The sequence below is a fragment of the Streptosporangium sp. NPDC004379 genome (genome assembly GCF_042873875.1).
Classification (GTDB): domain Bacteria; phylum Actinomycetota; class Actinomycetes; order Streptosporangiales; family Streptosporangiaceae; genus Streptosporangium.
Genome location: NZ_JBIAMC010000006.1, coordinates 1 through 24,627, shown reverse-complemented (window position 1 = coordinate 24,627; position 24,627 = coordinate 1). Strand labels below are relative to the sequence as shown.

At 71.4% G+C, this 24,627-nt stretch carries 21 protein-coding genes and 1 riboswitch; of the genes, 14 read left to right on the top strand and 7 right to left on the bottom strand.

Annotation, left to right across the window (positions count from 1 at the left end; translation table 11 throughout):
- Positions 1-154, bottom strand: a riboswitch (cyclic di-AMP (ydaO/yuaA leader).
- 337 nt (positions 155-491) lie between these two features.
- The 5 genes from ACFYSC_RS14580 to ACFYSC_RS14560 all read left to right on the top strand — a co-directional run bounded on the left by ACFYSC_RS14580 (position 492) and on the right by ACFYSC_RS14560 (position 8,463).
- Entirely contained in the window at positions 492-1,136 is a 645-nt protein-coding gene (locus ACFYSC_RS14580; RefSeq protein ID WP_389961172.1) for an amino-acid N-acetyltransferase, read from the top strand.
- An 88-nt stretch (positions 1,137-1,224) separates the two neighbouring features.
- The gene (locus ACFYSC_RS14575) at positions 1,225-2,622 is read left to right on the top strand and encodes an RDD family protein (protein ID WP_389961170.1); all 1,398 of its coding nucleotides are present in this window, start codon (positions 1,225-1,227) and stop codon (positions 2,620-2,622) included.
- A 1,343-nt stretch (positions 2,623-3,965) separates the two neighbouring features.
- Positions 3,966-4,295, top strand: a complete 330-nt coding sequence (locus tag ACFYSC_RS14570; RefSeq protein ID WP_362933544.1) for an Lsr2 family protein — start codon at positions 3,966-3,968, stop codon at positions 4,293-4,295.
- A 289-nt stretch (positions 4,296-4,584) separates the two neighbouring features.
- Complete coding sequence (locus ACFYSC_RS14565) at positions 4,585-7,092, top strand: ATP-dependent Clp protease ATP-binding subunit (protein WP_389961168.1); 2,508 nt, start codon at positions 4,585-4,587, stop codon at positions 7,090-7,092.
- Positions 7,093-7,512: 420 nt separating this feature from the next.
- Positions 7,513-8,463: a TIM barrel protein gene (locus ACFYSC_RS14560; RefSeq protein WP_389961166.1), complete on the top strand. Its 951-nt coding sequence runs from the start codon at positions 7,513-7,515 to the stop codon at positions 8,461-8,463.
- Positions 8,464-8,675: 212 nt separating this feature from the next.
- Here ACFYSC_RS14560 and ACFYSC_RS14555 read toward each other — a convergent pair whose 3' ends face one another.
- Complete coding sequence (locus tag ACFYSC_RS14555) at positions 8,676-9,551, bottom strand: A/G-specific adenine glycosylase (protein ID WP_389961164.1); 876 nt, start codon at positions 9,549-9,551, stop codon at positions 8,676-8,678.
- A 229-nt stretch (positions 9,552-9,780) separates the two neighbouring features.
- Between ACFYSC_RS14555 and ACFYSC_RS14550 the strand changes: the two genes are divergently transcribed.
- On the top strand, positions 9,781-10,467 hold the full coding sequence (locus tag ACFYSC_RS14550) for a hypothetical protein (RefSeq protein WP_389961162.1): 687 nt from the start codon (positions 9,781-9,783) through the stop codon (positions 10,465-10,467).
- A gap of 67 nt (positions 10,468-10,534) precedes the next feature.
- Here ACFYSC_RS14550 and disA read toward each other — a convergent pair whose 3' ends face one another.
- From disA to ACFYSC_RS14535, 3 genes are all read right to left on the bottom strand, one after another.
- Complete coding sequence (disA, locus tag ACFYSC_RS14545; protein WP_362933559.1) at positions 10,535-11,617, bottom strand: DNA integrity scanning diadenylate cyclase DisA; 1,083 nt, start codon at positions 11,615-11,617, stop codon at positions 10,535-10,537.
- A 132-nt stretch (positions 11,618-11,749) separates the two neighbouring features.
- Entirely contained in the window at positions 11,750-13,150 is a 1,401-nt protein-coding gene (radA, locus tag ACFYSC_RS14540) for a DNA repair protein RadA (protein WP_389961159.1), read from the bottom strand.
- A gap of 152 nt (positions 13,151-13,302) precedes the next feature.
- Positions 13,303-13,854: a TetR/AcrR family transcriptional regulator gene (locus ACFYSC_RS14535; protein WP_389961157.1), complete on the bottom strand. Its 552-nt coding sequence runs from the start codon at positions 13,852-13,854 to the stop codon at positions 13,303-13,305.
- A gap of 97 nt (positions 13,855-13,951) precedes the next feature.
- Between ACFYSC_RS14535 and ACFYSC_RS14530 the strand changes: the two genes are divergently transcribed.
- Both ACFYSC_RS14530 and ACFYSC_RS14525 read left to right on the top strand, forming a co-directional pair.
- Entirely contained in the window at positions 13,952-14,692 is a 741-nt protein-coding gene (locus ACFYSC_RS14530) for an SDR family oxidoreductase (protein ID WP_389961155.1), read from the top strand.
- A 137-nt stretch (positions 14,693-14,829) separates the two neighbouring features.
- Positions 14,830-16,170 carry a hypothetical protein gene (locus ACFYSC_RS14525; protein WP_389961153.1) on the top strand — a complete coding sequence of 447 codons (1,341 nt, stop codon included), beginning with the start codon at positions 14,830-14,832 and terminating at the stop codon, positions 16,168-16,170.
- 128 nt (positions 16,171-16,298) lie between these two features.
- On the opposite strand, the gene trxA is transcribed toward ACFYSC_RS14525, so the two are convergent.
- The 3 genes from trxA to ACFYSC_RS14510 all read right to left on the bottom strand — a co-directional run bounded on the left by trxA (position 16,299) and on the right by ACFYSC_RS14510 (position 17,890).
- On the bottom strand, positions 16,299-16,613 hold the full coding sequence (trxA, locus tag ACFYSC_RS14520) for a thioredoxin (protein ID WP_362933574.1): 315 nt from the start codon (positions 16,611-16,613) through the stop codon (positions 16,299-16,301).
- On the bottom strand, positions 16,610-17,005 hold the full coding sequence (locus tag ACFYSC_RS14515; RefSeq protein ID WP_362933577.1) for a MerR family transcriptional regulator: 396 nt from the start codon (positions 17,003-17,005) through the stop codon (positions 16,610-16,612). The genes trxA and ACFYSC_RS14515 overlap by 4 nt, the downstream gene beginning before the upstream one ends.
- A gap of 183 nt (positions 17,006-17,188) precedes the next feature.
- On the bottom strand, positions 17,189-17,890 hold the full coding sequence (locus ACFYSC_RS14510) for a class I SAM-dependent methyltransferase (RefSeq protein WP_389961150.1): 702 nt from the start codon (positions 17,888-17,890) through the stop codon (positions 17,189-17,191).
- A 238-nt stretch (positions 17,891-18,128) separates the two neighbouring features.
- Between ACFYSC_RS14510 and ACFYSC_RS14505 the strand changes: the two genes are divergently transcribed.
- From ACFYSC_RS14505 to ACFYSC_RS14480, 6 genes are all read left to right on the top strand, one after another.
- A complete protein-coding gene (locus ACFYSC_RS14505) occupies positions 18,129-18,941 on the top strand; it encodes a sugar phosphate isomerase/epimerase family protein (RefSeq protein ID WP_389961148.1) in 813 nt (270 codons plus the stop codon).
- Between the two features lie 38 nt (positions 18,942-18,979).
- Entirely contained in the window at positions 18,980-19,636 is a 657-nt protein-coding gene (locus ACFYSC_RS14500) for a TetR family transcriptional regulator (RefSeq protein ID WP_389961146.1), read from the top strand.
- Positions 19,637-19,797: 161 nt separating this feature from the next.
- On the top strand, positions 19,798-21,972 hold the full coding sequence (locus tag ACFYSC_RS14495; protein WP_389961144.1) for a (Fe-S)-binding protein: 2,175 nt from the start codon (positions 19,798-19,800) through the stop codon (positions 21,970-21,972).
- A gap of 311 nt (positions 21,973-22,283) precedes the next feature.
- Positions 22,284-23,078, top strand: a complete 795-nt coding sequence (locus tag ACFYSC_RS14490; RefSeq protein WP_362933592.1) for a hypothetical protein — start codon at positions 22,284-22,286, stop codon at positions 23,076-23,078.
- Complete coding sequence (locus ACFYSC_RS14485; protein ID WP_389961141.1) at positions 23,075-24,232, top strand: glycosyltransferase; 1,158 nt, start codon at positions 23,075-23,077, stop codon at positions 24,230-24,232. Before ACFYSC_RS14490 ends, ACFYSC_RS14485 begins: the two co-directional genes overlap by 4 nt.
- An 18-nt stretch (positions 24,233-24,250) precedes the next feature.
- Complete coding sequence (locus ACFYSC_RS14480; protein WP_362933598.1) at positions 24,251-24,532, top strand: metal-sensitive transcriptional regulator; 282 nt, start codon at positions 24,251-24,253, stop codon at positions 24,530-24,532.
- Positions 24,533-24,627: the final 95 nt, after the last annotated feature.

Here is a 24,627-nt window from a genome sequence, read left to right as displayed (position 1 = left end):
GGCTCCTCTCTCGGCCGCCTGCCGGGTTAGCTGACGGGTTCGGGCCGGAGGCAGCCCTACCGAGCACGCCGGTGACGGCTCGGATTCACCCCTGGGGACGCGTGGAGGGTGGGTCCCCGGCTCCCCGGGTCCGGGGATTCGGCGGGTCAGCTTTTCGGGGAAGCTGACATCGAGCACGGACATTAGTGCAATTGGAGGTTCATGCTCAACCAGAACCATAAAGTCGGTAGAGCTTTCACAACCGGAAAGTCACAGGCAGATCACATACTTTCATGATCCTCATGCCTGTCAACCTGGATCCATGTCGCTATGAGCGGCATACCACCCATGTAGCCGCAGGCCCCGGTCCATGCCGAGGGCGAACGGCCGCCGTCACCGGGGTTTCCGGCCGGGCGCGACGGGGGTGACACCGGGAGCCGGGCGGTGCCGTTGTGACCGAAGTTACGGCTGGGCCGTAATGGGGGTGCGCCGAGGACGTACGCTGATCGGTCATGGAGCAGGTTGCGGAACCCTCCCCGGCGGACGCCCTGACGGACGGGACCGGGGCGACGGCCGGGTCGGCGAGCGGGGTCACGGCCGGGGCCACGGGCGAGGTCACGGTCCGGCGCGCCCGCACGCCGGACGTGCGGGCGATCCGGCGGCTGGTCGACACCTACGGCGGCGCCGGGCCGCGACTGCTGGAGAAGGCCACGGTCACCCTGTACGAGGACGTCCAGGAGTTCTGGGTGGCCGAGCGGGACGGGGCCGTCATGGGGTGCGGGGCGCTGCACGTCCTGTGGGAGGACCTCGCCGAGATCCGCACCGTCGCCGTCGATCCGGCGTGCCGGGGCCAGGGCATCGGCCACATGATCGTCTCGGCGTTGATCCGCACGGCCGGCGAACTCGGCCTGCGCAGGGTCTTCTGCCTCACCTTCGAGGTCGACTTCTTCGCGCGCCACGGCTTCCGGCGGATCCAGGGCACGCCCGTCTCGCCCGAGGTCTACGCCGAGTTGCTCGCCTCCTACGACGAGGGCGTCGCCGAGTTCCTCGACCTGGAGCACGTGAAGCCGAACACCCTGGGGAACACGCGGATGCTGCTTCATCTACCGCCCCTGGTCAAGCGTGATGACCGCAGTTGTGACTGTGACAAAAGGTGACTCTCGGACGACTATCTCGATACCTTGTGCTTCAACGTGCATGTGAGTCTCGAATGCGCCGCATGCGTAGTCGAAGTGAGGTGACGCGGTGACCAACGGACAGCCGCCGTATCCGCAGGATGATCCCGACCGCGATCGCACCCCGTCGGGACACTCCGGATACGGCTCGCACGACACGGGTCAGGGCCCCGGGGGTCTCGACCCCGACGCGACGGTGGTGGGGTACCGGACGGACGGCACCGGACCCGGGCAGAACCAGCCCGGTTACGGCCAGCCCGGCGGTTACGGCCAGCAGGGCGCGCAGCCGGGGTACGGGCAGCAGCCGTCGTACGACCAGGGCGCCTACGGCCAGCAGGGGGCGCAGCCGGGTTACGGCCAGCAGCCCTCCTACGACCAGCAGCAGGGCTACGGTCAGCAGGCCGCCCAGCCCGGTTACGGCCAGCAGGCCGCGCAGCCCGGCTACGGGCAGCAGCCGTCCTACGACCAGGGCGCCTACGGCCAGCAGAACTCCCAGCCGGGCTACGGCCAGCAGGGGACGCAGCCGGGGTACGGGCAGCAGCCGTCCTACGACCAGGGCGCCTACGGCCAGCAGGGGGCGCAGCCGGGTTACGGCCAGCAGCCCTCCTACGACCAGCAGCAGGGCTACGGCCAGCAGGCCGCCCAGCCCGGTTACGGCCAGCAGGCCGCGCAGCCGGGGTACGGCCAGCAGGGCGCGCAGCCCGGTTACGGCCAGCAGCCCTCCTACGACCAGGGCGCCTACGGGCAGCAGCCGTCGTACGACCAGGGCGCCTACGGCCAGCAGGGCGCGCAGCCGGGCTACGGCCAGCAGCCCTCCTACGACCAGCAGCAGGCGTACGGCCAGCCCGGCTACGGCGGCGCCCAGTACGGCCAGCAGCCCGGTTACGGCGCTCAGCCGCAGGGCTACGGCCAGCAGGGCTACACCCCGCAGTGGGGCGACGGCGGCCACGCGCCGGGCGTGTCGGCCCCGCTCGCCGAGTGGTGGCAGCGCCTGGTCGCCCGCATCGTCGACGGTGTGATCCTGGCGATCCCCACGTTCATCGTCACGCTCGTGCTGACCGGGATCCTGGTCACCCAGCCGTCCTTCAACATGGAGACCGGGGAGTACAGCCTCGGCAGCGGGTTGTTCCTCGCGACCTTCCTCATCGGTCTCGTCGGCGGGCTGATCTATTTCGTCTACGAGTTCCTGATGCTGAAGGCGACGGGGCAGACCGTCGGCAAGATGGTCATGGGCATCCGGGTCGTCCCGATCGGCGGGGCGCCCCAGTCCCGCGGGCTCCCCTCGAACAAGGCCATGAGCCGGGCGGGCGTCCTGTGGGGTCCGAGCATGCTGCGCGGCATCCCCGTCGTGGGTTACATCATCGGGATCTTCTCTCTGGTGAACGTGCTCTGGCAGCTGTGGGACAAGCCGCTGCGCCAGTGCCTGCACGACAAGGCGGCCGCGACGACGGTCGTGAAGACCAAGTAGTTCCGGAACTTCCCCAAAAACGGGGCCGGCGGGTTGAACCGCCGGCCCCGTTTTTTCGTGTGTGGAGGGAAACGAGAGGGGTAGCGGTACCCCCGGAAGGGACGGTAACGGCGTTCGGAGACGACTGCGGCGGGCCATGAACCCGTACGCGCCCTCGGGGGCGTTATGGCCTTCTTCCGGCCACTTCTCGGGCGGGATCCCCGGAGAGGGCGTTATGGAGCCTTCCAGGGGTGCTTCCGGGTCACGACAAACCCCGCGGATCGGCTGTGCCGTCACTCCGGGTGCCTATAGGACGTCAATGGGGTGACAGTTACCCGGGCAACTTCCGTGACATCCGGCGAATGGCGTCCGGCGGGCGGGCCGCACCGTGGCCTCCGGCGACTTCCCGCGTCTTCTCCCGGAGCGGCGGGGAATGCGGGTTCGCCTTCCCTGCATGCCCGGGAAGGCGTTCTCGCGGATCCGGCCCGGGTTAGCCGGTACACCGCCTGCCCGGTGGTTTGGTGGTTATAAGGGCTACGACTATGTTCCTTGCGCCTGAGGGCCGTAGGCTTGGGAAGAAAGCGACGAAGATCCGTCTTGTTCCGCGGGCCGAAGGCGTGCCGCGGAACCCGCCGCCCGCCGAAGAGGGCGAGGTCCGACGGGGCTCCACCCGAGCGTTCCCGTCCTCTTGACATTACCGCCGCCGACCCGGCGATGATGATCCGGAGCTTCAGCAAGATCTTTTCTGTTGCGGCCGAAAAACCCTTGTGAGCAGGGGGTTTCCGGGGCTGCCGGGAGGGGGCGGCTGTCAAGTGGCCGCAGTTGACATTGGTTTTTCGGCAGAGTGATCATCAGATGATCGCCCTGTCGGTTTTTTCCCAGGGGCTTTACAGACGGCAACCGGTAAGACGGCTGGAGAGAAGCATTAAGGTGGAGACGGGCGGTCCCGGGGGCCCGTGCCGCCCGCCGGTGACGCTAAGGTCGTGCCTGGGCGGACGCCCATGGCCCGAGCGGCTTCCCGGCCCGCGGGCGGGCACGCCGCCCCCGGAATTCCACGGTCCCCAAAAGTCACCCACGGTGCGGAGCGAGGACGAATGAACGACGTATTGTCCGCGTTGATACCCCCGGTGGTCGTCGGCGGGGCCTTCATCTACGGAGTGGTCAAGCTTCTTCGCAGTGAAGCCGCCGGTCGGCGCCCGGCAAAACGGGAGGACGTCCCCGGCCCCCAGGACGGATGATCGCCCGCCGTCCGGTTCCGGTCGGGTTCCCGGGAGAATCGCCGGGGTCCCGGAATTGCCGCCCCCCGATGGCGGGTATATGTTTGGCTAGCGAATGAAACAATACTCCGCGAAAGGATTGCGTAGATGGCCAAGCAGATCCAGGAGATTCTCATCGACGACCTCGATGGGGGCGAGGCCAATGAGACGGTCGCCTTCGCGATTGACGGCACGAGCTACGAGATTGATCTCAGTGAAGTAAACGCGAAGAAGCTCCGCGACTCCCTGTCGCCTTTCGTGCAGGGCGCCCGCCGTTCCGGTGCGGCTCCGCGTCGCCGCCGCGCGGGCGGCAGCAGGGCCCTCACGCGGGAGAAGAGTGCCGACATCCGGGCCTGGGCGAAGTCGCACGGCCTTAATGTCAGCGAGCGCGGCCGTATCGCCTCCAAGATCGTCGAGCAGTACGAAGCGGCTCACTAGCGGGAGTCGCGCGACTGCTCGCGGGATCGTTGAATCATGCGGTTATGGCGGCCACGGTGGGGTCCGGTGGCGGCCATGACCGCATGACGCGTTTGATCGTCTATAAACGGCGTTCGCTTGCGGCGTAGCGGGAACATCTCACCCCCGTTAAGTAGTTGGATGGAGGGTGAACGCCCTGCTCCCGGGGAACGTCTCGTTCATAGAGCGGTCGTCTGGGCAGGGCTACCATGCGGGATGACAGGGCCCGGATATCCCGGACCTGCCTGACCGCTCTGTGAGGAGCGACGAGATGTTCGAGAGGTTCACCGACCGCGCACGGCGGGTTGTCGTCCTGGCCCAAGAAGAGGCCCGGATGCTCAACCACAACTACATCGGTACGGAGCACATCCTTCTTGGCTTGATCCATGAAGGTGAAGGCGTTGCCGCCAAGGCTCTGGAGAGCCTCGGCATCAGCCTCGAAGGTGTGCGTCAGCAGGTCGAGGAGATCATCGGCCAGGGACAGTCCGCGCCTTCGGGGCACATTCCCTTCACCCCGCGCGCCAAGAAGGTCCTTGAGCTGTCGCTCCGTGAGGCCTTGCAGCTGGGTCACAACTACATCGGCACAGAGCACATCCTGCTCGGCCTCATCCGTGAGGGCGAAGGCGTCGCCGCCCAGGTGCTGGTGAAGCTGGGGGCGGACCTCAACCGCGTCCGGCAGCAGGTCATCCAGTTGCTCCACGGTTACCAGGGCAAGGAGCCGGCCGCCGCGGGCGGCCCGCAGGAGTCGGCGCCGTCGACCTCCCTCGTCCTGGACCAGTTCGGCCGCAACCTGACGCAGGCCGCCCGCGAGGGCAAGCTCGACCCGGTCATCGGCCGTGACAAGGAGATCGAGCGGGTCATGCAGGTCCTCTCCCGGAGGACCAAGAACAACCCGGTCCTGGTGGGTGAGCCCGGCGTCGGCAAGACCGCCGTCGTCGAGGGCCTGTCCCAGAAGATCGTCAAGGGCGAGGTTCCCGAGACGCTCAAGGACAAGCAGCTCTACACCCTGGACCTCGGCGCGCTGGTGGCGGGCTCCCGCTACCGCGGTGACTTCGAGGAGCGCCTCAAGAAGGTGCTCAAGGAGATCCGCACCCGCGGCGACATCATCCTGTTCATCGACGAGCTGCACACGCTCGTGGGCGCGGGCGCCGCGGAGGGCGCGATCGACGCCGCCAGCATCCTCAAGCCGATGCTGGCCCGCGGCGAACTGCAGACCATCGGCGCCACCACCCTCGACGAGTACCGCAAGCACCTGGAGAAGGACGCCGCGCTGGAGCGCCGCTTCCAGCCGATCCAGGTGGCCGAGCCCAGCCTCAGCCACACGATCGAGATCCTCAAGGGCCTGCGCGACCGTTACGAGGCCCACCACCGGGTCTCGATCACCGACGGCGCACTCGTCGCCGCCGCGCAGCTCGCCGACCGCTACATCAGCGACCGGTTCCTGCCCGACAAGGCGATCGACCTGATCGACGAGGCCGGCTCGCGCATGCGCATCCGCCGTATGACCGCGCCGCCGGACCTGCGCGAGTACGACGAGAAGATCGCCAACGTGCGGCGCGACAAGGAGTCCGCGATCGACGCGCAGGACTTCGAGAAGGCCGCCGCGCTGCGCGACCAGGAGAAGCAGCTCCAGCTCAAGCGCGAGCGCCGGGAGAAGGAGTGGAAGGCCGGCGACATGGACGTCGTCGCCGAGGTCACCGAGGAGCTCATCGCCGAGGTGCTGGCGACCGCCACCGGCATCCCGGTCTTCAAGCTCACCGAGGAGGAGTCCCAGCGGCTGCTCCGCATGGAGGACGAGCTGCACAAGCGGATCATCGGCCAGGACGACGCCATCAAGGGTCTGTCCCGCTCGATCCGCCGTACCCGCGCCGGTCTGAAGGACCCGCGCCGCCCGGGTGGCTCGTTCATCTTCGCCGGCCCGTCCGGCGTCGGTAAGACCGAGCTGTCCAAGACGCTGGCCGAGTTCCTGTTCGGGGACGAGGACGCGCTGATCATGCTGGACATGTCCGAGTTCATGGAGAAGCACACCGTCTCCCGGCTGTTCGGCTCGCCTCCCGGCTACGTCGGATACGAGGAGGGCGGCCAGCTCACCGAGAAGGTGCGGCGCAAGCCGTTCTCCGTGGTCCTCTTCGACGAGATCGAGAAGGCCCACCCGGACATCTTCAACTCGCTGCTGCAGATCCTGGAGGACGGTCGCCTGACCGACGCCCAGGGCCGCGTGGTGGACTTCAAGAACACCGTCATCATCATGACGACCAACCTCGGCACCCGGGACATCTCCAAGGGCATCGGGGTGGGCTTCGCGAAGTCCAACGACGCCGAGTCGAACTACGACCGGATGAAGGCGAAGGTGCAGGAGGAGCTCAAGCAGAACTTCCGGCCCGAGTTCCTCAACCGCGTCGACGACATCGTGGTCTTCCACCAGCTCACGCCGAAGGAGATCATCAGCATCGTGGACCTGATGCTGGCGCAGGTCGCCGAGCGTCTGAAGGACCGCGACATGGGCCTGGAGGTCTCGCCGGAGGCCAAGCAGCTGCTGGCCGAACGCGGTTACGACCCGGTGATGGGCGCCCGGCCGCTGCGCCGGACGATCCAGCGCGAGCTGGAGGACACGCTGTCGGAGAAGATCCTGTACGGCGAGCTCCGTCCCGGTCAGATCGTCAAGATCTCGATCGAGGGTGAGGGTGACGCCGCCAAGTTCGTCTTCGCCGGCGAGGCCGCGCCGGCCGACCGGGTCCCCGACTCGGCGGCCGCGATCGCGGAGCCGATCCAGCACTGATCCGGTCTGGATCGGCGTCGGCCCGGCGCCGATCCGGCGGTGGTGCGACGACGCGGCGTGACAGCGCGGCGTGATGGCACGACTCTGAGCGGACCCCCCGTGAGCAGTCTCACGGCGGGGTCCGCTCATTTGTTTCCGAAGAAGGTGTGCCACCACCGTAGGTAGTACTACACTCTGTAGAGTGATTCGGCCGGCTCACCGGCGTGACCCGGTTCGGTGGTCACGGCGAGACCGGTCCCGACGTCACCCCGCCGGCGTACCGACGAATCGGCTCCGGGGATGACGCGGGGACCGGTGCCCAGGCGGGAAGCTCGGCGGATCCGGTCGAACCCTCGGCGGCAAAGGACCCGCCGGCCCGTGGCCCGGGTTTCCACGCGGGCGTCCGGGATCGCCGTACAGAGCACGCCTTGGAGGCATCGGATGCGTTTGCGGCACGAGGACGGGACACTCGTTCACCTGTCCTACAACGCGGGCGTGCATCCCGCTGAGGACCTGGAGAACCTCATCGCCCACCTGACCCGGTACGCGGTCCCGGTGCGCAAGCGCCTGGGCGTCGACCGGATGGGCGTCGGCCTCTGGCTGTCGCCGGCGGTGGCCGACCATCTCATCGCCGACCGGATCGAACTGGTACGGCTGCGCCGCTCGCTGGAGGAGCGCGGCCTGGAGGTCGTCGGCCTCAACGGCACCGGCGGGCGCAACCATGAGGCCCCCGGTCCCGACTGGGCCAAGCCCGAGCGCTACCGCTACACGATGGCGCTGGCCAAGATCCTGGCCTTCCTGCTCCCGGAGGACGTCCGCTTCGGCAGCATCTCCACCATCCCCATCGGCTGGCGCCGCGACTGGCCGTCCGACCTGCACGCGATCGCCACCCGCCGCCTGGAGCGCCTCTCGCGTGAGCTGCGCGGCCTGTACAGCGTCACCGGCAAGACGATCAGGGTCGGCTTCGAGCCGTGGCCCGGGTGCGTGCTGGAGACCACCAAGCAGGCCCTCGACCGGGTCTGCGACATCGACTCCGAGCACCTCGGCGTCTGCCTGGACGCCTGCCACCTCGCCGGTGGCTCCGAGGAGCCGGGCATGGCGCTGCGCGGCCTGGCCGCCGCCGGCGCTCCGGTGGTGAAGCTCGGTCACGTCCACAACCACGTGAGCGACGCCTGCCGGGAGCTTCCGAGCACCCGCCCGGTCCTGGAGGACACCCTCACCGCGATGCTCTCCGGCGCGGTGAACGGCACCGCCCACATCGAGGTCGAGACCCACGACCTGGCCGTTCCGGTCCGCGCCAAGGGTCCCGGCGCGCTGGTCACCGCGCTCGCCGACGAGCTCGACTGGGCTCGCACCAACCTCACCGCGCTCGGCCTGCGCCTGGCCGCCTGAGGGCCGTCCGGGAAGCCGTCCCGTCCGGATCCCGCCGGGCTCCCGTCCGAATCCGTCCGAACCCCATCGGACCCGGCGGGTCTCCCGGTCCCGGCGCCTCCCGCGCCGGCCGTTCCACACAGGTCGGCTCCACCGGCTCCACCGGCCCCACCGTCTCCGCCTGCCCGGTCAGCTCGGCCGGCGTCGCCGACCGGCTCCGGCCGGTCGGCGGTTCAGCCGGGCAGGCGGTAGGTGCCGTCGTCCAGGACCTCGGCCAGGCCGTCGGCGACGAGGCCGTCCAAGGCGCGCTCCCGCTGCGTGTCGTTCTCCCAGACCGCGTCCAGGGCGGTCTTGGGGACCGGGCCGTGGGCCTGGCGCAGGACCGCCAGCAGTCGTCCCCGGCACTGGCGGTCGGTGCCCGCGTAGGACTGCCCCCGGCGGGCGGGCCCGTCGTAGGGCGGCTTGCCCGCCAGACGCCAGGCGCACAGCGCGCTGACCGGGCAGTCGGCGCAGCGCGGGGCTCGGGCCGTGCAGACCAGCGCGCCCAGCTCCATGACGGCGACCGCCCAGACGGGCGCCTCGTCCGGGCCGGGCAGCAGCGACTCGGCGAGCCTGCGCTCGGGCGGCGTGGTCGCCTTCGGCGGATACTCCTCACCACGCACGGCCCGCGCCAGGACCCGCCTGACGTTGGTGTCCAGGACCGCGTGGCGGCCCCCGAAGGCGAAGCTGGCCACCGCGGCCGCGGTGTACTCGCCGACGCCCGGCAGCGCCAGCAGGGTGGCGTGGTCCGACGGCACCTCCCCGCCGTGCCGATCGGTGATCGCCCGCGCGCAGGCGTGCAGGTTGAGGGCGCGGCGCGGGTAGCCGAGGCGCCCCCAGTGGCGTACGGCCTCGCCCGCGGACTCCTTGGCGAGCGCGGCGGGCGTGGGCCAGCGCTCCATCCACTCGGTCCAGACGGGCAGCACCCGGACCACGGGCGTCTGCTGCAGCATGATCTCGCTGACCAGGATCGACCAGGGGGAGGCCCCGGGGGCCCGCCAGGGAAGATCGCGGGCGTGGTCGGCGTACCAGCCGAGCACGGGGTCCAGGAGAGGGTTCGACTCGGGCACGCCTCGACGATAGTGCGGGACGACGACCCCCGCTCACCCCCGCGGCCCCTTGCCCGCTTCCCACGTCCGCGTGCCTGCGTCCGCGTGCCTGTCTCCCGCGGCCCTCTGCCTGCCTCCCGTCACCGCCTCCCTGCCTCCCGGGGTCGCCTTCCTGATTCCCGGCGACGTGAAACGCGGGACAGCGGCGGGTCGCCCCTGCCGCTCCATCGGGGGTCCCCATACTGTACGCATGGACCCGGACACTTTCCGTAGCGGAATAGGGGCGGACGTCTACTGGCGGCGCCGGGTGGTCGCGCTCATCGGCGTGCTCGTGGTGGTCGCCGTCGTGGCCTGGGCCTGCTCGTCGAGCAAGCCGGAGCGCCCACGGAAGGAAGGCGCGGCCGACCGGCCGGCCGGTCCGGACGCGGTGTCGGCCGCGCTGCCGACCGTGACGGTCACCTCCTCCCCGGGAACACCGTCCCCACCATCACCGTCTCCGTCTCCGTACGCGTCGCCGTCGTCCTCGGCCGCGGCGGACGGGAGGCCCGGCGGCTCCTGCTCCCCGGCCGATCTCGTGCTGAGCGTGCGCGGGACGGGGGAGATCTACGGGCCGGGCGATCGGCCGAGGTTCCTGCTCACCCTCGTCAACACCGGCGAGGCGTCGTGCCGGGCCGACGTCGGGCCGCGGGCGATGGAGGTGCGGATCACCTCCGGCGCCGACCGGGTGTGGTCCTCAGCCGACTGCGTCAGCGGCGGGACCGACGACTTCCACCGGCTGGAGCGGGGCGTGCCGTACGTCCGGGAGGTCGTCTGGGACCGTCGGCGGTCGGACACGGAGTGCGCGGCCGCGGGCGCCGTGGCCCGGCCGGGCACGTACGTCGCCGCGGTCGGCACCCCGGGCCTCAGGGGCGACAGGACGGTCTTCCACCTGAGGTGACGGAGAAGTGTCCTGGGGCGACGGAGAAGCGTCAGCCGTAGGGCTCCAGGACGGCTCCAGGACGGCGTCAGACGTAGCGCTCCAGGATGGAGGATTCGGCGAGGCGGGAGAGGCCCTCGCGGATGTGACGGGCCCGCGCCTCACCGACGCCGCCCACCTCCTGGAGGTCGCCGATGCTGGCGGCCAGGAGCTTCTGCAGGCTGCCGAACTGGTCGACCAGGCGGTCGACGACCGTGCCCGGCAGCCGGGGGACCTTGGCCAGCAGGCGGTAGCCCCGGGGGCTCACCGAGGCGTCCAGGGCGTCGCTGCCCGGGTGGCCGAGGACCCGCGCGACGACGGAGAGGTCGAGCAGGTCGCTGGAGGAGAGCTCGTCGAGGTCGTGCAGGGCCTCGGCGAACCCGCGCCGGCGGCCCCCCGTGGGGAGGTAGTCGCGCACGATCAGCTCGCGGTCGGTCTCGGTGCCGGCCACCAGCTCGTCGAACTGCAGGGAGAGCAGGCGGCCGTCGGTACCGAGCTCGACGACGTATCCGGCGATCTCCTCGGAGATGCGCCGGACCATCTCCAGGCGCTGGGCGACCACCGCGACGTCGCGGACCGTCACCAGGTCCTCGATCTCCAGGGCCGAGAGCGTGCCGGAGACCTCGTCCAGGCGGTGCTTGTAGCGCTCCAGCGTGGCCAGGGCCTGGTTGGCCCGGGAGAGGATCGCCGCGGACTCCTCCAGCACGTAGCGGACGCCGTCGAGGTAGAGGGCGATGATCCGCATGGACTTGCTGAGGGTGATCACCGGCAGGGACGTCTGCACGGCCACCCGCTGGGCGGTGCGGTGCCGGGTGCCGGACTCGTCGGTCGGGAGGGACGGGTCGGGCATCAGGTGCACGGCCGCGCGGACGATCCGCAGATCACCGGAGTTGAGCACGATGGCGCCGTCCATCTTGGCCAGCTCACGCAGCCGCGTCGCGGAGAACTCGACGTCGAGCTCGAAGCCGCCACTGCAGATCTCCTCGACCGTGCGGTCGTAGCCCAGCACGATCAGGCCGCCCGTCTGACCGCGCAGGATGCGCTCCAGGCCGTCGCGGAGGGCGGTGCCCGGTGCGACGGCGGCCAGGACGGCTCTGCGGCGCTCGTCCAGTCCTTTGTACGTCGTTGCCACTTGACCCCCGTGGTCTGCGCGTCAGCCCCAGCTTACCCACGAAGCCTCTCCGGAACCCGGGATGCGGGTCCTCACCGGGGGCCTCAGGCACCGGCCCGCACCGAAGCCTCAGGTGGAGGCCGCGAGGGAGCCTCAGGTGACGTGGGTGAGGGCGTCCCAGACGTTCTCCGCCTCGATGACGTCGAAGCCGGGCGCGAAGCCCGCGGCCCGGCCGCCGACCGGGACGAGGGAGCGGTCCGCGCCCTTGCGCCGCCCGCTGTCCAGGGAACCGGCCGGGACGAGGGCGCGGGTGAAGCCCAGCCGGGCGGCCTCCGACAGGCGGCGCCGTACGTCGCGCACCGGGCGCAGCTCCCCGGCCAGGCCCACCTCTCCCATCACGACCAGCCCGGGTGGCAGCGCCTTGTCTCCGGCCGCGCTCGCCACCGCGAGCATCACCGACAGGTCGATCGCCGGGTCGTTGAGCTTGATGCCGCCCACGGTGGCGGTGAAGACGTCGCAGCCGCCCAGCTTGGCGTTGAGCCGCCGCTCCAGCACGGCCAGCACCATCGTGACGCGGTAGGCGTCGAGCCCGGAGGTGGAGCGGCGCGGCTGCTGGGCCTCGGTCCGGGCGACGAGGGCCTGGACCTCGGCGGGCAGCGGCCGGGTGCCCTCCAGGGTGACGGTGACGCAGGTGCCGGGCACGGGGTCGGTGCGGTGGGAGACGAACAGGCCGCTGGCGTCGGCTATGCCCTCGATGCCGTCCTCGTGCAGGTCGAAGCAGCCGACCTCGTCGACGGGGCCGTAGCGGTTCTTGATCGCGCGGACCATGCGGAGCCGGGAGTGGCGGTCGCCCTCGAAATGGAGCACGACGTCGACCAGGTGCTCCAGCGTGCGGGGGCCCGCGATCGAGCCCTCCTTGGTGACGTGGCCGACCAGGACCGTGGACATGCCGCGCTCCTTGGCCAGCCGGACGAGGTTGCCCGCGACCTCCCTGACCTGGGTGACGCCGCCGGGGACGCCGGTGGCCTGAGCCGAGCCGATGGTCTGCACCGAGTCGACGACGAGCAGGTCGGGACGGACCTTCTCGACGTGCGTGACCAGCGCTCCCAGGTCGGTCTCGGCCGCGAGGTAGAGGTGCTCCTGGATCGCCCCGATCCGGTCGGCCCGGACCCGAACCTGGGCGGCGGACTCCTCTCCCGTGACGTACAGCACGGTCTGCTGCCTGGCCATCTTCGCCGCGGCGTCGAGCAGGAGCGTGGACTTGCCGATGCCGGGCTCCCCGGCCAGCAGGATCACCGCGCCGGGCACCACGCCGCCGCCGAGCACCCGGTCGAGCTCGGAGACGCCGGTGCCGCGGGCGTGCGCCACCTCGGCCTTGACCTGCCCGATCGGGACGGCCGGGGACGACACCGCACCGGCGGAGGCCACGTGCACGCCGGCACGCGCGTTCTCCTCCTCGACGGTGCCCCAGGCCTGGCACTCACCGCAGCGACCCACCCACTTGGCGGTCTGCCAACCGCACTCACCACAGCGATAGCCGACCTTCTTAGCCATGGCCGCACGCTACCGGCATCGACCGACAACTTTCACCCGTCCGCGGCACGCGCCGTACGGGAGCGGCTTCGCCGTGGTCGGCGGGAGCGGCGCCGCCGCCGGGTGCGGGAGCGGTTCCGCCGGGTGCGGGAGGCGTCCGGCCGTGGGCCCGCTCAGGCGTGACGGCGCAGGCCGTCGAGGACGACGCCCAGGAGTCGGTGGGCGCGGGTGTCCCACTCCGCGGGTTCCAGGCGGGTCAGGCAGCCGATGAGCAGGATGACGTCACGGGCGTCCACGTCGGGGCGGACGACGCCCTCCGCCTTGCCCGCGTCGAGGAGCGTGGTCAGGGCCTCGCCGATCGGGCCGAGGCTGTGCGCGGACAGGTCCTGCCACACCCCCACCTCGACGGCCGCGAACACCTCGCGCTTGACCTTCGCGTACTCGGCCACCCGGTCCAGCCAGCCGGCCAGGGCGGGAAGCGGCGGGTGCGCGGCGAGCAGTTCCGGCGCGGCGGCCACGAGGTCGTCAACGTCCTTGCGGTAGACCTCGGCGAGCAGGGCCTCCCGGGTCGGGAAGTGGCGGTAGAGGGTTCCCTGGCCGACGCCCGCCCGCTTGGCGATCTCGTTGAGCCTCACCTCGTCCGCGTTCGCGACGACCTCTCGTGCGGCCTGGAGGATCCGCGCGCGGTTCTCGGTGGCGTCGGCTCGGCGACGGGGTGCGTTCATCGGTCCTCCGCAGGACGGATTGGCTAAGCGGACACGTGTCCGTTACGGTGGGGGCATCCAAGCGGACACGTGTCCATTTTATTGCGGAGGAAATCCCATGTCAGCCATCAGGGGCAGGGTCGTGGCCATCACCGGGGCGAGCAGCGGGATCGGCGAGGCCACCGCGCGCCTGCTCGCCGAGCGGGGCGCCGCCGTCGTGCTCGGCGCGCGGCGGACGGACCGGCTCGACGCGATCGCCCGGGAGATCCGCGCCCGTGGCGGGCGCGCCGTCACCCTCGCCGTCGACGTCACCGCCCGCGAGGACCTCGAACGGCTCGTCGGCCTGGCCGTGGCGGAGTTCGGACGGCTCGACGTGCTGGTGGGCAATGCCGGAATCAGCAGGATCGGTCCCGTGGCCGACCTGGACGTGGCCGGCTGGTCGGCCATGATCGACGTCAACCTGCGCGGCGTGCTGCACGGCATCGCCGCCGCGCTGCCGGTGTTCCGCGAGCAGGGGCAGGGCCACCTCGTGACCACGGTGTCGACGGCCGGGTTGAAGATCACGCCCACGATGGCGGTCTACGCCGCGACCAAGAACGCCGTGCGCACCCTCCTGGAAGGGCTGCGGCAGGAGTCGACCGACGGCGTGCTGCGGACGACGGCGGTCTCCCCGGGCTACGTGCGCACGGAACTCGCCGGCTCCATCGACGACCCCGGGATCCGCGAGGAGATCCGCCGCAACATGGACCGGTACGCCATCGCGCCGGAAGCCGTCGCCCGCGCCGTGGCCTTCGCCGTCGAGCAGCCGCGTGACGTGGAGATCGGTGAGATCGTCATCCGTCCGACGGTCCAGGGCTGAGCCGGCCGCCCCGCGTCCGGACAGGCTCCGCCTGGGACCGCCCTTCGGGAGGGTGCTCCACGTGGCCGCCCCGCGTCCGGACCGGTCCCGTACGGCCGGGGCTGCCGCGGCCGGGTGGCGGCGCGTACGATCTGGCCATGTCCGGACGGTTGGTGACGATCGTGACGTTGGTCGTGCTGCTGGCGGCGTGCGGTTCGGCCGACCGGCGGCCCTCGGCCGGGGAGACGCCCGGCGCGACCGGCTCGGGCCGGGGCTCGCCCGGCGTGACGGCGGCCCCGTGGACCGAGGTCGCGTCGCCGTCGCCCGACCCTTCCGCGCCCCCGTGGGCCCAGACCCCGGTGAGCGAGCGGGGCGGGTCGATGACGAGCACGGTGGCGTTCGCCGCCGACGACGCCTGGGCGGTCGGCGGGGTGGACGAGGGCGACACCCTGATCACCCGCTGGGACGGCCGTGCCTGGCGCGAGGTGGCCCCGCCCGTCAGGGCGTCGGAGGAGGTCCGCTTCCGGTTGCTGGCGGCGTCGTCCCGCGACGACCTGTGGGTGTTCGCCGACGACGCGCGCGCCTGGCGCTGGACGGGCGCCGGGTGGGCCCCCCGGGGCGGCCTGGCCCGCACCGACGGTACGGCCCGCCCCGGTGCGAACGGTACGGCCGGCACAGACGGCACAGACGGCACAGACGGTACGGCCGGCCCCGGTACGAACGGCCCGGGCGGTACGGCGGGCACGAACGGTACGGCGGGCACGAACGGTACGGCGGGCACGAACGGCACGGCCGGGGCCGGCGGGCTCTGGTTGCGGGCCGCGGCCGTCGCGGGACCGCGCGACGTGTGGGTGGCCGGCACGACCCGGGGCGACCCCGCACGCCCGTTCCTCGGCCGGTGGGACGGCTCGGCCTGGTCGGAGCTCCCGCTGCCGCCCGGCGCGGAGGTGAACGATCTCGGCGCGCCGTCGCCCCGCGACGCGTGGGCCGTGGGCCGGACGGGCGGCCAGGCCATGATCATGCACTGGGCGGGGGAGCGGTGGGATCCCGTGCCGGCGCCGCCCGTGCCGGGCGCGCGGGGCACGGTCCTGGACCGCGTGCTCGCGGTGTCACCGGACGAGGCGTGGGCGCTGGGCACGGCCGAGGTGTCCGACAGCGAGAGGCATCAGCTCCTGCTGCGCTGGGACGGGAGCCGGTGGAGCACGGCCGGACCGCTCCCGGAGGACACGCGCCTCACCGCCCTGGAGTCCGACGGGCGCGGCGGGATCTGGGCCGGAGGCGAGAGCCGGGGCATCGGGGACGGGAACGAGGACGACGGGGAAAGGACGATCCTCCACTTCGACGGCGCGGTCTGGACGTACGGAAGGACGCCCGGCACCCAGCCGGGCCCCGTCGTGAACGACCTCGCGCGGTCCCCGGACGGCGACCTGATGGTCGCGGTCGGCGGCAACCCGGACTACGACGAGGACAGCGAGGCCTGGATCTGGACGCGGCGCTGAGTCATCCGGCCCGCCGAGTCACCTGTCCCGCTGAGCCGTCCGCCTGCGCTGAGCCGCCCGGCGCGCGGGGCCGCCCGGCGCGCGGGGCCGCCCCGGTCGTGACGGCCCCGCGGAACGCGATGAACGGGTCAGATGTGGCCCTCCAGGTCGGCGAGGAGGAGGCGCTTGGGCTTGGCGCCCACGATCTGCCGGACCACCTCGCCGCCCCTGTAGAGGTTGAGCGTGGGCAGGCCCGTGACGCCGTAGCGGGCCGCGATCTCCGGGTGTTCGTCGGAGTTCAGCTTGGCGATCGTGAGGCGGTCGCCGTACTCGGCCTCGATCTGCTCCAGGACCGGCGCGATCATCCGGCACGGCGGGCACCACTCGGCCCAGAAGTCCACCAGGACGGGCTTGTCGCTCTCCAGCACCTGCTCGGCGAAGTTGTCGGCGGTCAGATTGATCATGATTCTCCCTCGTTCCGGTCGGGAGGCGGCCCGAACATGCATCCCGGGCACGCCGCGCCGAGCTGGGCGGCCACCTCGGCCCGGCGCGTGAGCAGCGTGCGGATCTCGTCGTCGATCTCGGTCAGCTTGCGCCGGTAGACCTCCACCGACTCCGGGCACGAAGCCCCCGACTCGTGCCCGGCCCGCAGGCACGCCACGAACGGCCGGGCGTCCTCCAGCGTGAAGCCGACGGTGAGCAGCGACCTGATCTCGGTGACCAGTCGCAGGTCCGCCTCGCTGTACTCGCGGTAGCCGTTGGCCGCGCGTCGCGCGGTGATCAGCCCCTGCTGCTCGTAGTAGCGCAGTGCCCGGGTGCTGACCCCGGCACGTCTGGCGAGCTCTCCGATCCGCATCCGGACCTCCTCACCCCGTCACGGTAGGCGTTGACGTCAGCGTCAAGGTCAAGCCGTACGGCGGGCGATCCCATCCCGGTTCCCCGCCTCCGTTCGGTCACGGTTCCCGTTCCGTCGTGGTTCCCGTTCCGGCACGGGGCCGGTCCCGCCGAGGTCTCACTCCTCGTTCTCACCGGCCAGGGGTCAGAAACGCCGCCAGCGCAGCACGTTGGGGTAGTCGATCTCCAGACCGGGGGTCTCGGCGATGGCCTGAGCGGCGACCTCGGGGGTGAACTCGATGCGCAGCACCGCCTCCAGGTCGGCGCGGCGCTCGAAGGACATGCGCAGGTCCAGCGGCCTGCTCTGCCATCCCTGGCGGGTCCAGAAGCGTTCGACGGCCTCGGCGGAGTAGCCGGCGGGGACCGACCGGCCGAACCAGCGGCCGAACGCGCCGCGGCCGGCGTCCAGGTCGATGACGAAGGCCGCGCCGCCCCGCCGTACGACGCGGGAGAGCTCGGCGAGGCCGGGCTCGCAGCCGGGGCCGAAGAAGTACGCCCAGCGGGCGAAGGCGACGTCCACCGACGCGTCCGGGAGCGGCAGGTCCTGGGCGGCGGCCACGTGGACCTCGACGCCGGGCAGGGCCCGGCAGCGGCGGCGGGCGAGCCGGGCGAGTCCCTCGTGCGGCTCGACGCCGATCACGCGGGAGGCCGTGGCCGCCAGGGAGGGCAGGTGGTAGCCGGTTCCGCAGCCGATGTCGAGGACCGTCGCGCCGTCCCACGGCCGGATGGCGGCCATCGCCGCCTCGGCGCGCCCCTCCGGGTCCACGGCGCGGTTCTCCAGCTCGTAGACGTGCGGGGTGTTCCAGATGTTCGGGCTGGGGACGACGCCCCTCAACGGCCTGGGCATGCGTTCACGGTAGCGGTGTGTTCTCCGTCGCATCCGCGAGGCCGACTCCACAGGTCGCCCGGCGCGCTTAGGCTGGCAAGGTGAGCGAGCGAAGCGGACGGGACACCGGGCGCGGGGAGGCAGGCCCGCGCGCGTCCCGGGCAGGCGGCCCGGAGACCCCGGTGGACGTGCGGACCGGCGGACGCCGCGACGCCCGTTCGCGCGAGCTCCGCGAGCTCCGAGCCGGAGGGAAAGACAGATGAGCGTTGTCCGGGAACCCAGTGCGAAGATCGCTTTGTCCACCGCGTCGGTTTACCCAGAACGCACCCCGGACGCCTTCGAGCTGGCCGCGCGTCTCGGATACGACGGTGTCGAGATCATGGTGGGCGCCGACCCCGTGAGCCAGGACGTCGACGTCCTGGAGCGTCTGTCCGACCACTACCAGCTGCCGATCCTGGCCATCCACGCCCCCTGCCTGCTGGTGACCCAGCGGGTGTGGGGCAAGGACCCCTGGGCCAAGCTCCAGCGGGCGCAGCGGGCCGCCGAGCGGGTCGGGGCGCGGACGGTCGTGGTGCATCCGCCGTTCCGCTGGCAGCGCGACTACGCGCGTGACTTCGAGATCGGCCTGGCCCGGATGCGCGATGAGACCGACGTCGTCTTCGCGGTGGAGAACATGTTCCCGCTGCGGGCCCGGGGCAACGAGGTGGTCCCCTACTCGCCGGGCTGGAACCCGGTCGACTACGACTTCCCCCAGGTGACCCTGGACCTGTCGCACACGGCGGTGTCCGGTGTCGACGCCATGGAGATGTTCGGCAAGCTCGGCGACCGGATCGCGCACCTGCACCTCGCCGACGGGCTCGGGGTGGCGAACAAGGACGAGCACCTGGTCCCCGGCCGGGGGACCCAGCCGTGCGCGCCGATCCTGGAGCGCCTGTCGGCCGGCGGCTTCGGCGGCCTGGTGGTGCTGGAGATCAACACGCGCAAGGCGGCCAGCCGTACCGAGCGGATCGACGACCTCACCGAGGCGCTGGCCTTCGCCCGCCGCCACCTCGCCGCGCCCTCGAAGGCCTGAGGGGCGCGGGGCCGGGCGGAGGGCGCGAGGACATGGGCGTGGAGGGCGCGGGACGCGCCGGCGGTGAGGGCGGCGTGGCGGACGCGGCGGCGGTCAGGCGGCGTCCGGGGCGCAGGCCGGGGTCGGCCGACACCCGGGGGCAGATCCTGGCGGCCGCGCGCCAGATCTTCGCGGAGAAGGGGTTCGACCGGACGACCGTCCGGGGCATCGCCCGGCAGGCGGGGGTGGACCCGGCGCTGGTCCACCACTACTTCACGAGCAAGGCGGGGGTCTTCGTCGCCGTCATGGACCTGCCGATGAACCCCGAGGAGGTCGTCCCCGTCCTCGTCGGCGGGCCGCGCGGGGAGGTCGGCGAGCGGATCGTCCGGTTCGTCCTGGGGCTGACCGCGGACCCGGAGGCGCGCCAGCCGCTGCTGGCCATGATCCGCACCGCGATGACCAACGACCAGGTGGCCGCCACGGTGCGGGAGTTCTTCACCGAGGAGCTGCTGGATCGGGCCGCCCGGGGTCTCGGCATTCCGCGGATCCGGATGGAGGCGGCCTTCTCCCAGATGTTCGGCCTGATCGTGATGCGGCATGTGCTGCGGCTCGATCCGCTCGCCTCGGCCGGGGTCGAGGAGCTGGTCGCGCTGTTCGCGCCGACGATCCAGCGGTATCTGGACGAGGACCGACCGGCTCGCCCGACACTTGCGTAGAGCATTGTTCTGGACGCGGATTGACCGTATGGTGGCCACGGTCGCCGCGGGTCCGGGACCGACAACATGTTACCGATGGGTAGGATCTGTGGTAACCCGTCGTCACCGTGGATGACCGGCGGTCGTACGCTGGCAGCCAACGCCGTCTGTGGGAGGACCCCGTGCTCTGGGTAGCGGTCATCGGGCTGGTCATGACAGCCGTCGCGGTCACGCTCGCCGCGCGTCGCGTGCTGTTCCTGTACAACCTCGCCACCGTCGGGCCACCCGCGCCCGAACGGATCGAGTACGCCAGGAACAACGTGGGCGCGGAGATCAAGGCCCAGCTCGTCGAGGTCTTCGGGCAGAAGAAGCTGCTGAAGTGGACCCCGTCGGGCACCGCCCACTTCTTCGTCATGTGGGCGTTCTTCATCCTGGCCACCGTCTACCTGGAGGCGTACGGCGCGCTGATCCAGGGCGGCGTCACCGGCAGGCCGGACTTCCACATCCCCCTCATCGGGACCTGGCCCGTCCTGGGCTTCCTGCAGGACTTCATCGCGGTCGCCGCCCTGCTCGGGCTGGTGGCCTTCACGGTCATCCGGATCAGGAACTCCCCCAGGAAGCTCGGCCGCAAGTCGCGTTTCTCCGGCTCGCACCTCGGCGGCGCCTGGCTCGTCCTCTTCATGATCTTCAACGTGATCTGGACGATGTTCCTCTTCCGTGGCGCCGCCTTCAACACCGGCAACCTGCCCTACGCCTCCGGGGCGTTCGCCTCCGAGGCGGCCGCCGCGCTGCTGCGGCCGCTGGGCGAAACGGCCAACGAGGTGCTGGAGGGCGTCGGGCTGCTGCTGCACATCGGCGTCATGCTGGTGTTCCTCGTCATCGTGGTGAACTCCAAGCACCTGCACATCTTCACCGCGCCGCTGAACGTGATGTTCTCCCGCCGCCCCGACGGCAACGGCCCCGCCCAGCCGCTGCGGATCGACGGCCAGGTCGTCGACTTCGAGGACGAGGACCTCGACGGTGACCGGCTGGGCCGCGGCAGCATCAAGGACGTCGGCTGGAAGGGCTTCCTCGACTTCTACACCTGCACCGAGTGCGGCCGCTGCCAGTCGCAGTGCCCGGCCTGGAACACCGACAAGCCGCTGTCGCCGAAGATGCTGATCCTCGACCAGCGCGACCACGCCTTCAAGATCGCTCCCTACCTCATGGCGACCGAGGAGCAGCGCGCCGACCTGCACGAGGACGTGCTCGCCCTGCTGGACAAGCCGCTGGTCGGCGAGGACGGCGTCATCCACCCGGACGTGCTGTGGTCCTGCACCAACTGCGGCGCCTGCGTCGAGCAGTGCCCGGTGGACATCGAGCACATCGACCACATCCTCGACATGCGCCGCTACCAGGCGATGGTGGAGTCCAACTTCCCCACCGAGGCCGGCGTCATGGTCCGCAACCTGGAGAACAAGGGCAACCCCTGGGGGATGTCCGAGATGAAGCGGGCCGACTGGATCGAGGAGCTCGCCTCCCGCGAGGAAGACCCCATCGAGATCCAGCTCGTCGACGAGAAGATGCCCGAGGACACCGAGTACCTCTTCTGGGTCGGCTGCGCCGGCGCCCTGGAGGACCGGGCCAAGAAGACCACCAAGGCGGTCGCGGAGCTGCTGCACGTCGCGGGCGTGAAGTTCGCCGTGCTCGGCCCGATGGAGGCGTGCTCCGGTGACCCGGCCCGCCGCCTGGGCATGGAGTACCTCTTCGACATGCTGGCCAAGCAGAACATCGAGACGCTGAACGAGGCCGGGGTCAAGAAGATCGTCGCGACCTGCCCGCACTGCTTCAACACCCTGGCCAACGAGTACCCGCAGCTCGGCGGGACCTTCGAGGTCGTCCACCACACACAGCTGCTGGCCAGGCTGGTGGACGAGGGCCTGCTGGTGCCGGTCACGCCGATCGACGAGAAGATCACCTACCACGACCCCTGCTTCCTGGGCCGGCACAACAAGGTCTACTCCCAGCCGCGCGACATCATGGCCAAGGTGCCCGGAGTGCGGACCCAGGAGATGCACCGGCACAAGGACCGTGGTTTCTGCTGCGGCGCCGGTGGCGCGCGGATGTGGATGGAGGAGCGGCTCGGCAAGCGCATCAACACCGAGCGCGTGGACGAGGCGCTGACCACCGACCCCGACACCATCTCCACGGCCTGCCCGTTCTGCCTGGTCATGCTGGGCGACTCGATCAACGAGAAGAAGAACGCGGGCGAGGCCAAGGAGAGCCTGGAGGTCGTGGACGTCTCCCAGCTCCTGATCAGGTCCATCAAGGGACAGCCCGCCGAGCCGCCGGCCGAGCCGGCGGGGACGGCGGTCTGAGGCGCGGCGCCGCGGTTCTCCGGCTCCGGAGAGGTTCCGGGTCACGCTCCGAAGAGTCTCCGGGGGACTCCGGGTCACGCTCCCGGGCCTTTCCGGATCATGCTCCGTGGAGGCCCGGGACCCCGCTCCGGCGGGGTTCCGGCCTTCACCGTCTGAGAGCGACGTGACCACGGTCCGTGTTTGCCGGTCGCACTGACAACCGGTCAAGGTGGTGAGAAAAGGACATCAGGTCCTAAACTCTTTCTCCACATAACGGGTAAATCACGGTAACCTCAACGTCGCACAGCTCATTCGACGGGAGGGGGCTAGTGATGCGCGTCATCGTCACCGACGCCGAGGTCACGCTGGCCGACGTCCTCTCGTTACGCGTGGCCGCCGACGCCCCGCTCACCGGCCACGCCGACCTGGTCCTGCGTCACCGGGCCACCGGGACCGAGCGCCGGGTGGCGCTGGGGCCCTTCGGTGAGGAGACGCGGGACGCGACGCTGGCGGTCTCCCTCGCCCCGCTGACGCTGGATCCCGGCCGCTGGGACACCTACCTCGAACGCGGCGAGACGCGCGACCGGATCCACAGCGTCGACCCGGGTTTCTCCCTCGATCGCCTGGAGACCTACGCGCTGGGCCGCCGTACCCTCGCCTACCGTTCCTACCGCACCCGCACCGGGTTCCTGGCGCTGCGGGTGGAGCGGGCCGCGCCCGCGGCCGAGGTGCGGGCGGTGTGGTTCCGGGAGGGGCGCTTCGAGGTCACCGGGGTACTGGCCTTCACCGGGCTCGACGACGACGAGTCACGGCACGAGGCGCGGCTCGCGCTTCGCCGCAACCGGCCCGACGCCGCGCTGACGGTCGGTGCGACGGTCCAGGGGGTGCGCTTCCACGCCGCGCTGTCCCTGTGCGACGTGCTCGCCGCCGCGCCCGAGCACCCCGGTACCTGGGAGCCCTCGCTGGAGGTGGACGACCTGGCCGAGCCGCTCCGACTGGGATCCTGGCTGGACGACGTGGACGGCAAGCGCCGCCGCCTGCACTACCCGGCCGCGCGGATCGACGGGGTGCCGATCCGGCCCCGCTACACGCTGGACGACGAGCTCAGGATCGAGGTCGGCGGGTGAGGATCTGCCTGCTTGTCCCCTCCGTCTACGGCATGCGCGGCGACGCCCGATCGGTCGTCAACCTCGCGGAGGCGCTCTCCCTGCGGCACGAGGTGGAGATCCTCAGCGTCCGCCGTCATCGGGAGCGGCCGTTCTTCCCGGTGCGGGCCGGGGTGCGGCTGTCGTGGGTGGTCGACGACCGGCCCGGCGTGCGGCACCTGCTCCCGTCGGGACAGGTCCGCACCGACGTCGCCCTGTGGCGGCGGCTGCGCTCCCTCAAGACCGACGTGCTGATCAGCACCAGGCCGGGCCTGAGCGTCCAGGCGGCCAGGCACGCGCCCCGCGACGCCGTACGGATCGCCCGCGAGTGGGGCCGTCCGCCGGCCGTCGCGTCGATCAGGCGGTTCTACCCCCGGCTGGACGCGGTCGTCGCCGCCACCGAGGCCGGCCGCGCCGAGTGGGAGGACGTGGCCGGGGGGACGGCCACGGTCACCGTGATCCCGGACGCGCTTCCCGGCGGCCCCTGGCCGCGCTCGCGGATGGACAACCGCCTCGTCGTGGCGGGCGGACGCTGGGTGCCGGCGAAGTCCTACGACCTGCTGATCCGCGCGTTCGCCACCGTCGCCGACAAACGCCCCGACTGGCGGCTCCGCCTGTACGGCGGGGGCCCGGAGGACCGGCGGCTGCGCGCCCTGGCCGCCGAACTGGGCCTGCACAACCACGTGTACTTCATGGGCACCACCCCCGACCTCGCCGGAGAGTTCGCCAAGGCGTCGATCGTGGCGACGACCGCCAGGACCGAGGGACTCGGGATGACCGTGATCGAGGCCCTGGCCAGCGGGGTGCCGGTGGTCGGGTTCGACGGCCCCGGCGGGGCGGGGGAGTTCGTGACCGACGGCCGCAGCGGTGTGCTGGTCCCCCCGGGAGCGGACGGGGACCAGGACGGCGCCGGACCCGCCGGGGAGAACGGGGACCGTGAACCCGCCGGATCCGCCGGATCCGCCGGGGAGAGCGAGGTCCGGGCGTACGCGTCCGCGCTGCTCGCCCTCATCGACGACGAGCGGCGGCGCAGGGAGCTCGCGGCCGGCGCGCTGGCCGCGGCCGCCCCGCACCGGGCCTCCTCGGTGGCCGAGCGCTGGGAGAAACTGATCGCGGACGCCGCCCGCCCCGCCTGACGCGGGTACCGTTGGGACATGCATGGGTACAGCGGAGACAAGCAGGCCTACCTGACCCGCCTGCGGCGGATCGAGGGGCAGATCCGGGGCCTGCAGCGGATGGTCGAGGAAGACTCCTACTGCATCGACATCCTGACGCAGGTCTCTGCGGCCACCCGGGCGCTCCAGGCGGTGGCGCTCGGCCTGCTGGAGGACCACATCCGTCACTGCGTCGCCGACGCCATCAACGGCGGGGGACCCGAGGCGGAGGAGAAGGTCAAGGAGGCATCGGCGGCGATCGCCCGTCTCGTCCGGTCGTGACTAAGGCGTGTCTGATAATTCGGCGTGGCGGAGCCAGAGCAGCAGGGAAGCGATGGTGACGCCCGCGAGGTAGCGGCCGGCGAGCTTGTCGTAGC

Coding starts and splice junctions, on each gene's coding strand:
- ACFYSC_RS14550 (WP_389961162.1), top strand. CDS start 9,781: ATGGACCCGGACACTTTCCGTAGCGGAATAGGGGCGGACGTCTACTGG.
- ACFYSC_RS14525 (WP_389961153.1), top strand. CDS start 14,830: ATGTCCGGACGGTTGGTGACGATCGTGACGTTGGTCGTGCTGCTGGCG.
- ACFYSC_RS14480 (WP_362933598.1), top strand. CDS start 24,251: ATGCATGGGTACAGCGGAGACAAGCAGGCCTACCTGACCCGCCTGCGG.
- ACFYSC_RS14580 (WP_389961172.1), top strand. CDS start 492: ATGGAGCAGGTTGCGGAACCCTCCCCGGCGGACGCCCTGACGGACGGG.
- ACFYSC_RS14530 (WP_389961155.1), top strand. CDS start 13,952: ATGTCAGCCATCAGGGGCAGGGTCGTGGCCATCACCGGGGCGAGCAGC.
- ACFYSC_RS14570 (WP_362933544.1), top strand. CDS start 3,966: ATGGCCAAGCAGATCCAGGAGATTCTCATCGACGACCTCGATGGGGGC.
- radA (WP_389961159.1), bottom strand. CDS start 13,150: ATGGCTAAGAAGGTCGGCTATCGCTGTGGTGAGTGCGGTTGGCAGACC.
- ACFYSC_RS14565 (WP_389961168.1), top strand. CDS start 4,585: ATGTTCGAGAGGTTCACCGACCGCGCACGGCGGGTTGTCGTCCTGGCC.
- ACFYSC_RS14560 (WP_389961166.1), top strand. CDS start 7,513: ATGCGTTTGCGGCACGAGGACGGGACACTCGTTCACCTGTCCTACAAC.
- ACFYSC_RS14490 (WP_362933592.1), top strand. CDS start 22,284: ATGCGCGTCATCGTCACCGACGCCGAGGTCACGCTGGCCGACGTCCTC.
- ACFYSC_RS14515 (WP_362933577.1), bottom strand. CDS start 17,005: ATGCGGATCGGAGAGCTCGCCAGACGTGCCGGGGTCAGCACCCGGGCA.
- trxA (WP_362933574.1), bottom strand. CDS start 16,613: ATGATCAATCTGACCGCCGACAACTTCGCCGAGCAGGTGCTGGAGAGC.
- ACFYSC_RS14535 (WP_389961157.1), bottom strand. CDS start 13,854: ATGAACGCACCCCGTCGCCGAGCCGACGCCACCGAGAACCGCGCGCGG.
- ACFYSC_RS14510 (WP_389961150.1), bottom strand. CDS start 17,890: ATGCCCAGGCCGTTGAGGGGCGTCGTCCCCAGCCCGAACATCTGGAAC.
- ACFYSC_RS14505 (WP_389961148.1), top strand. CDS start 18,129: ATGAGCGTTGTCCGGGAACCCAGTGCGAAGATCGCTTTGTCCACCGCG.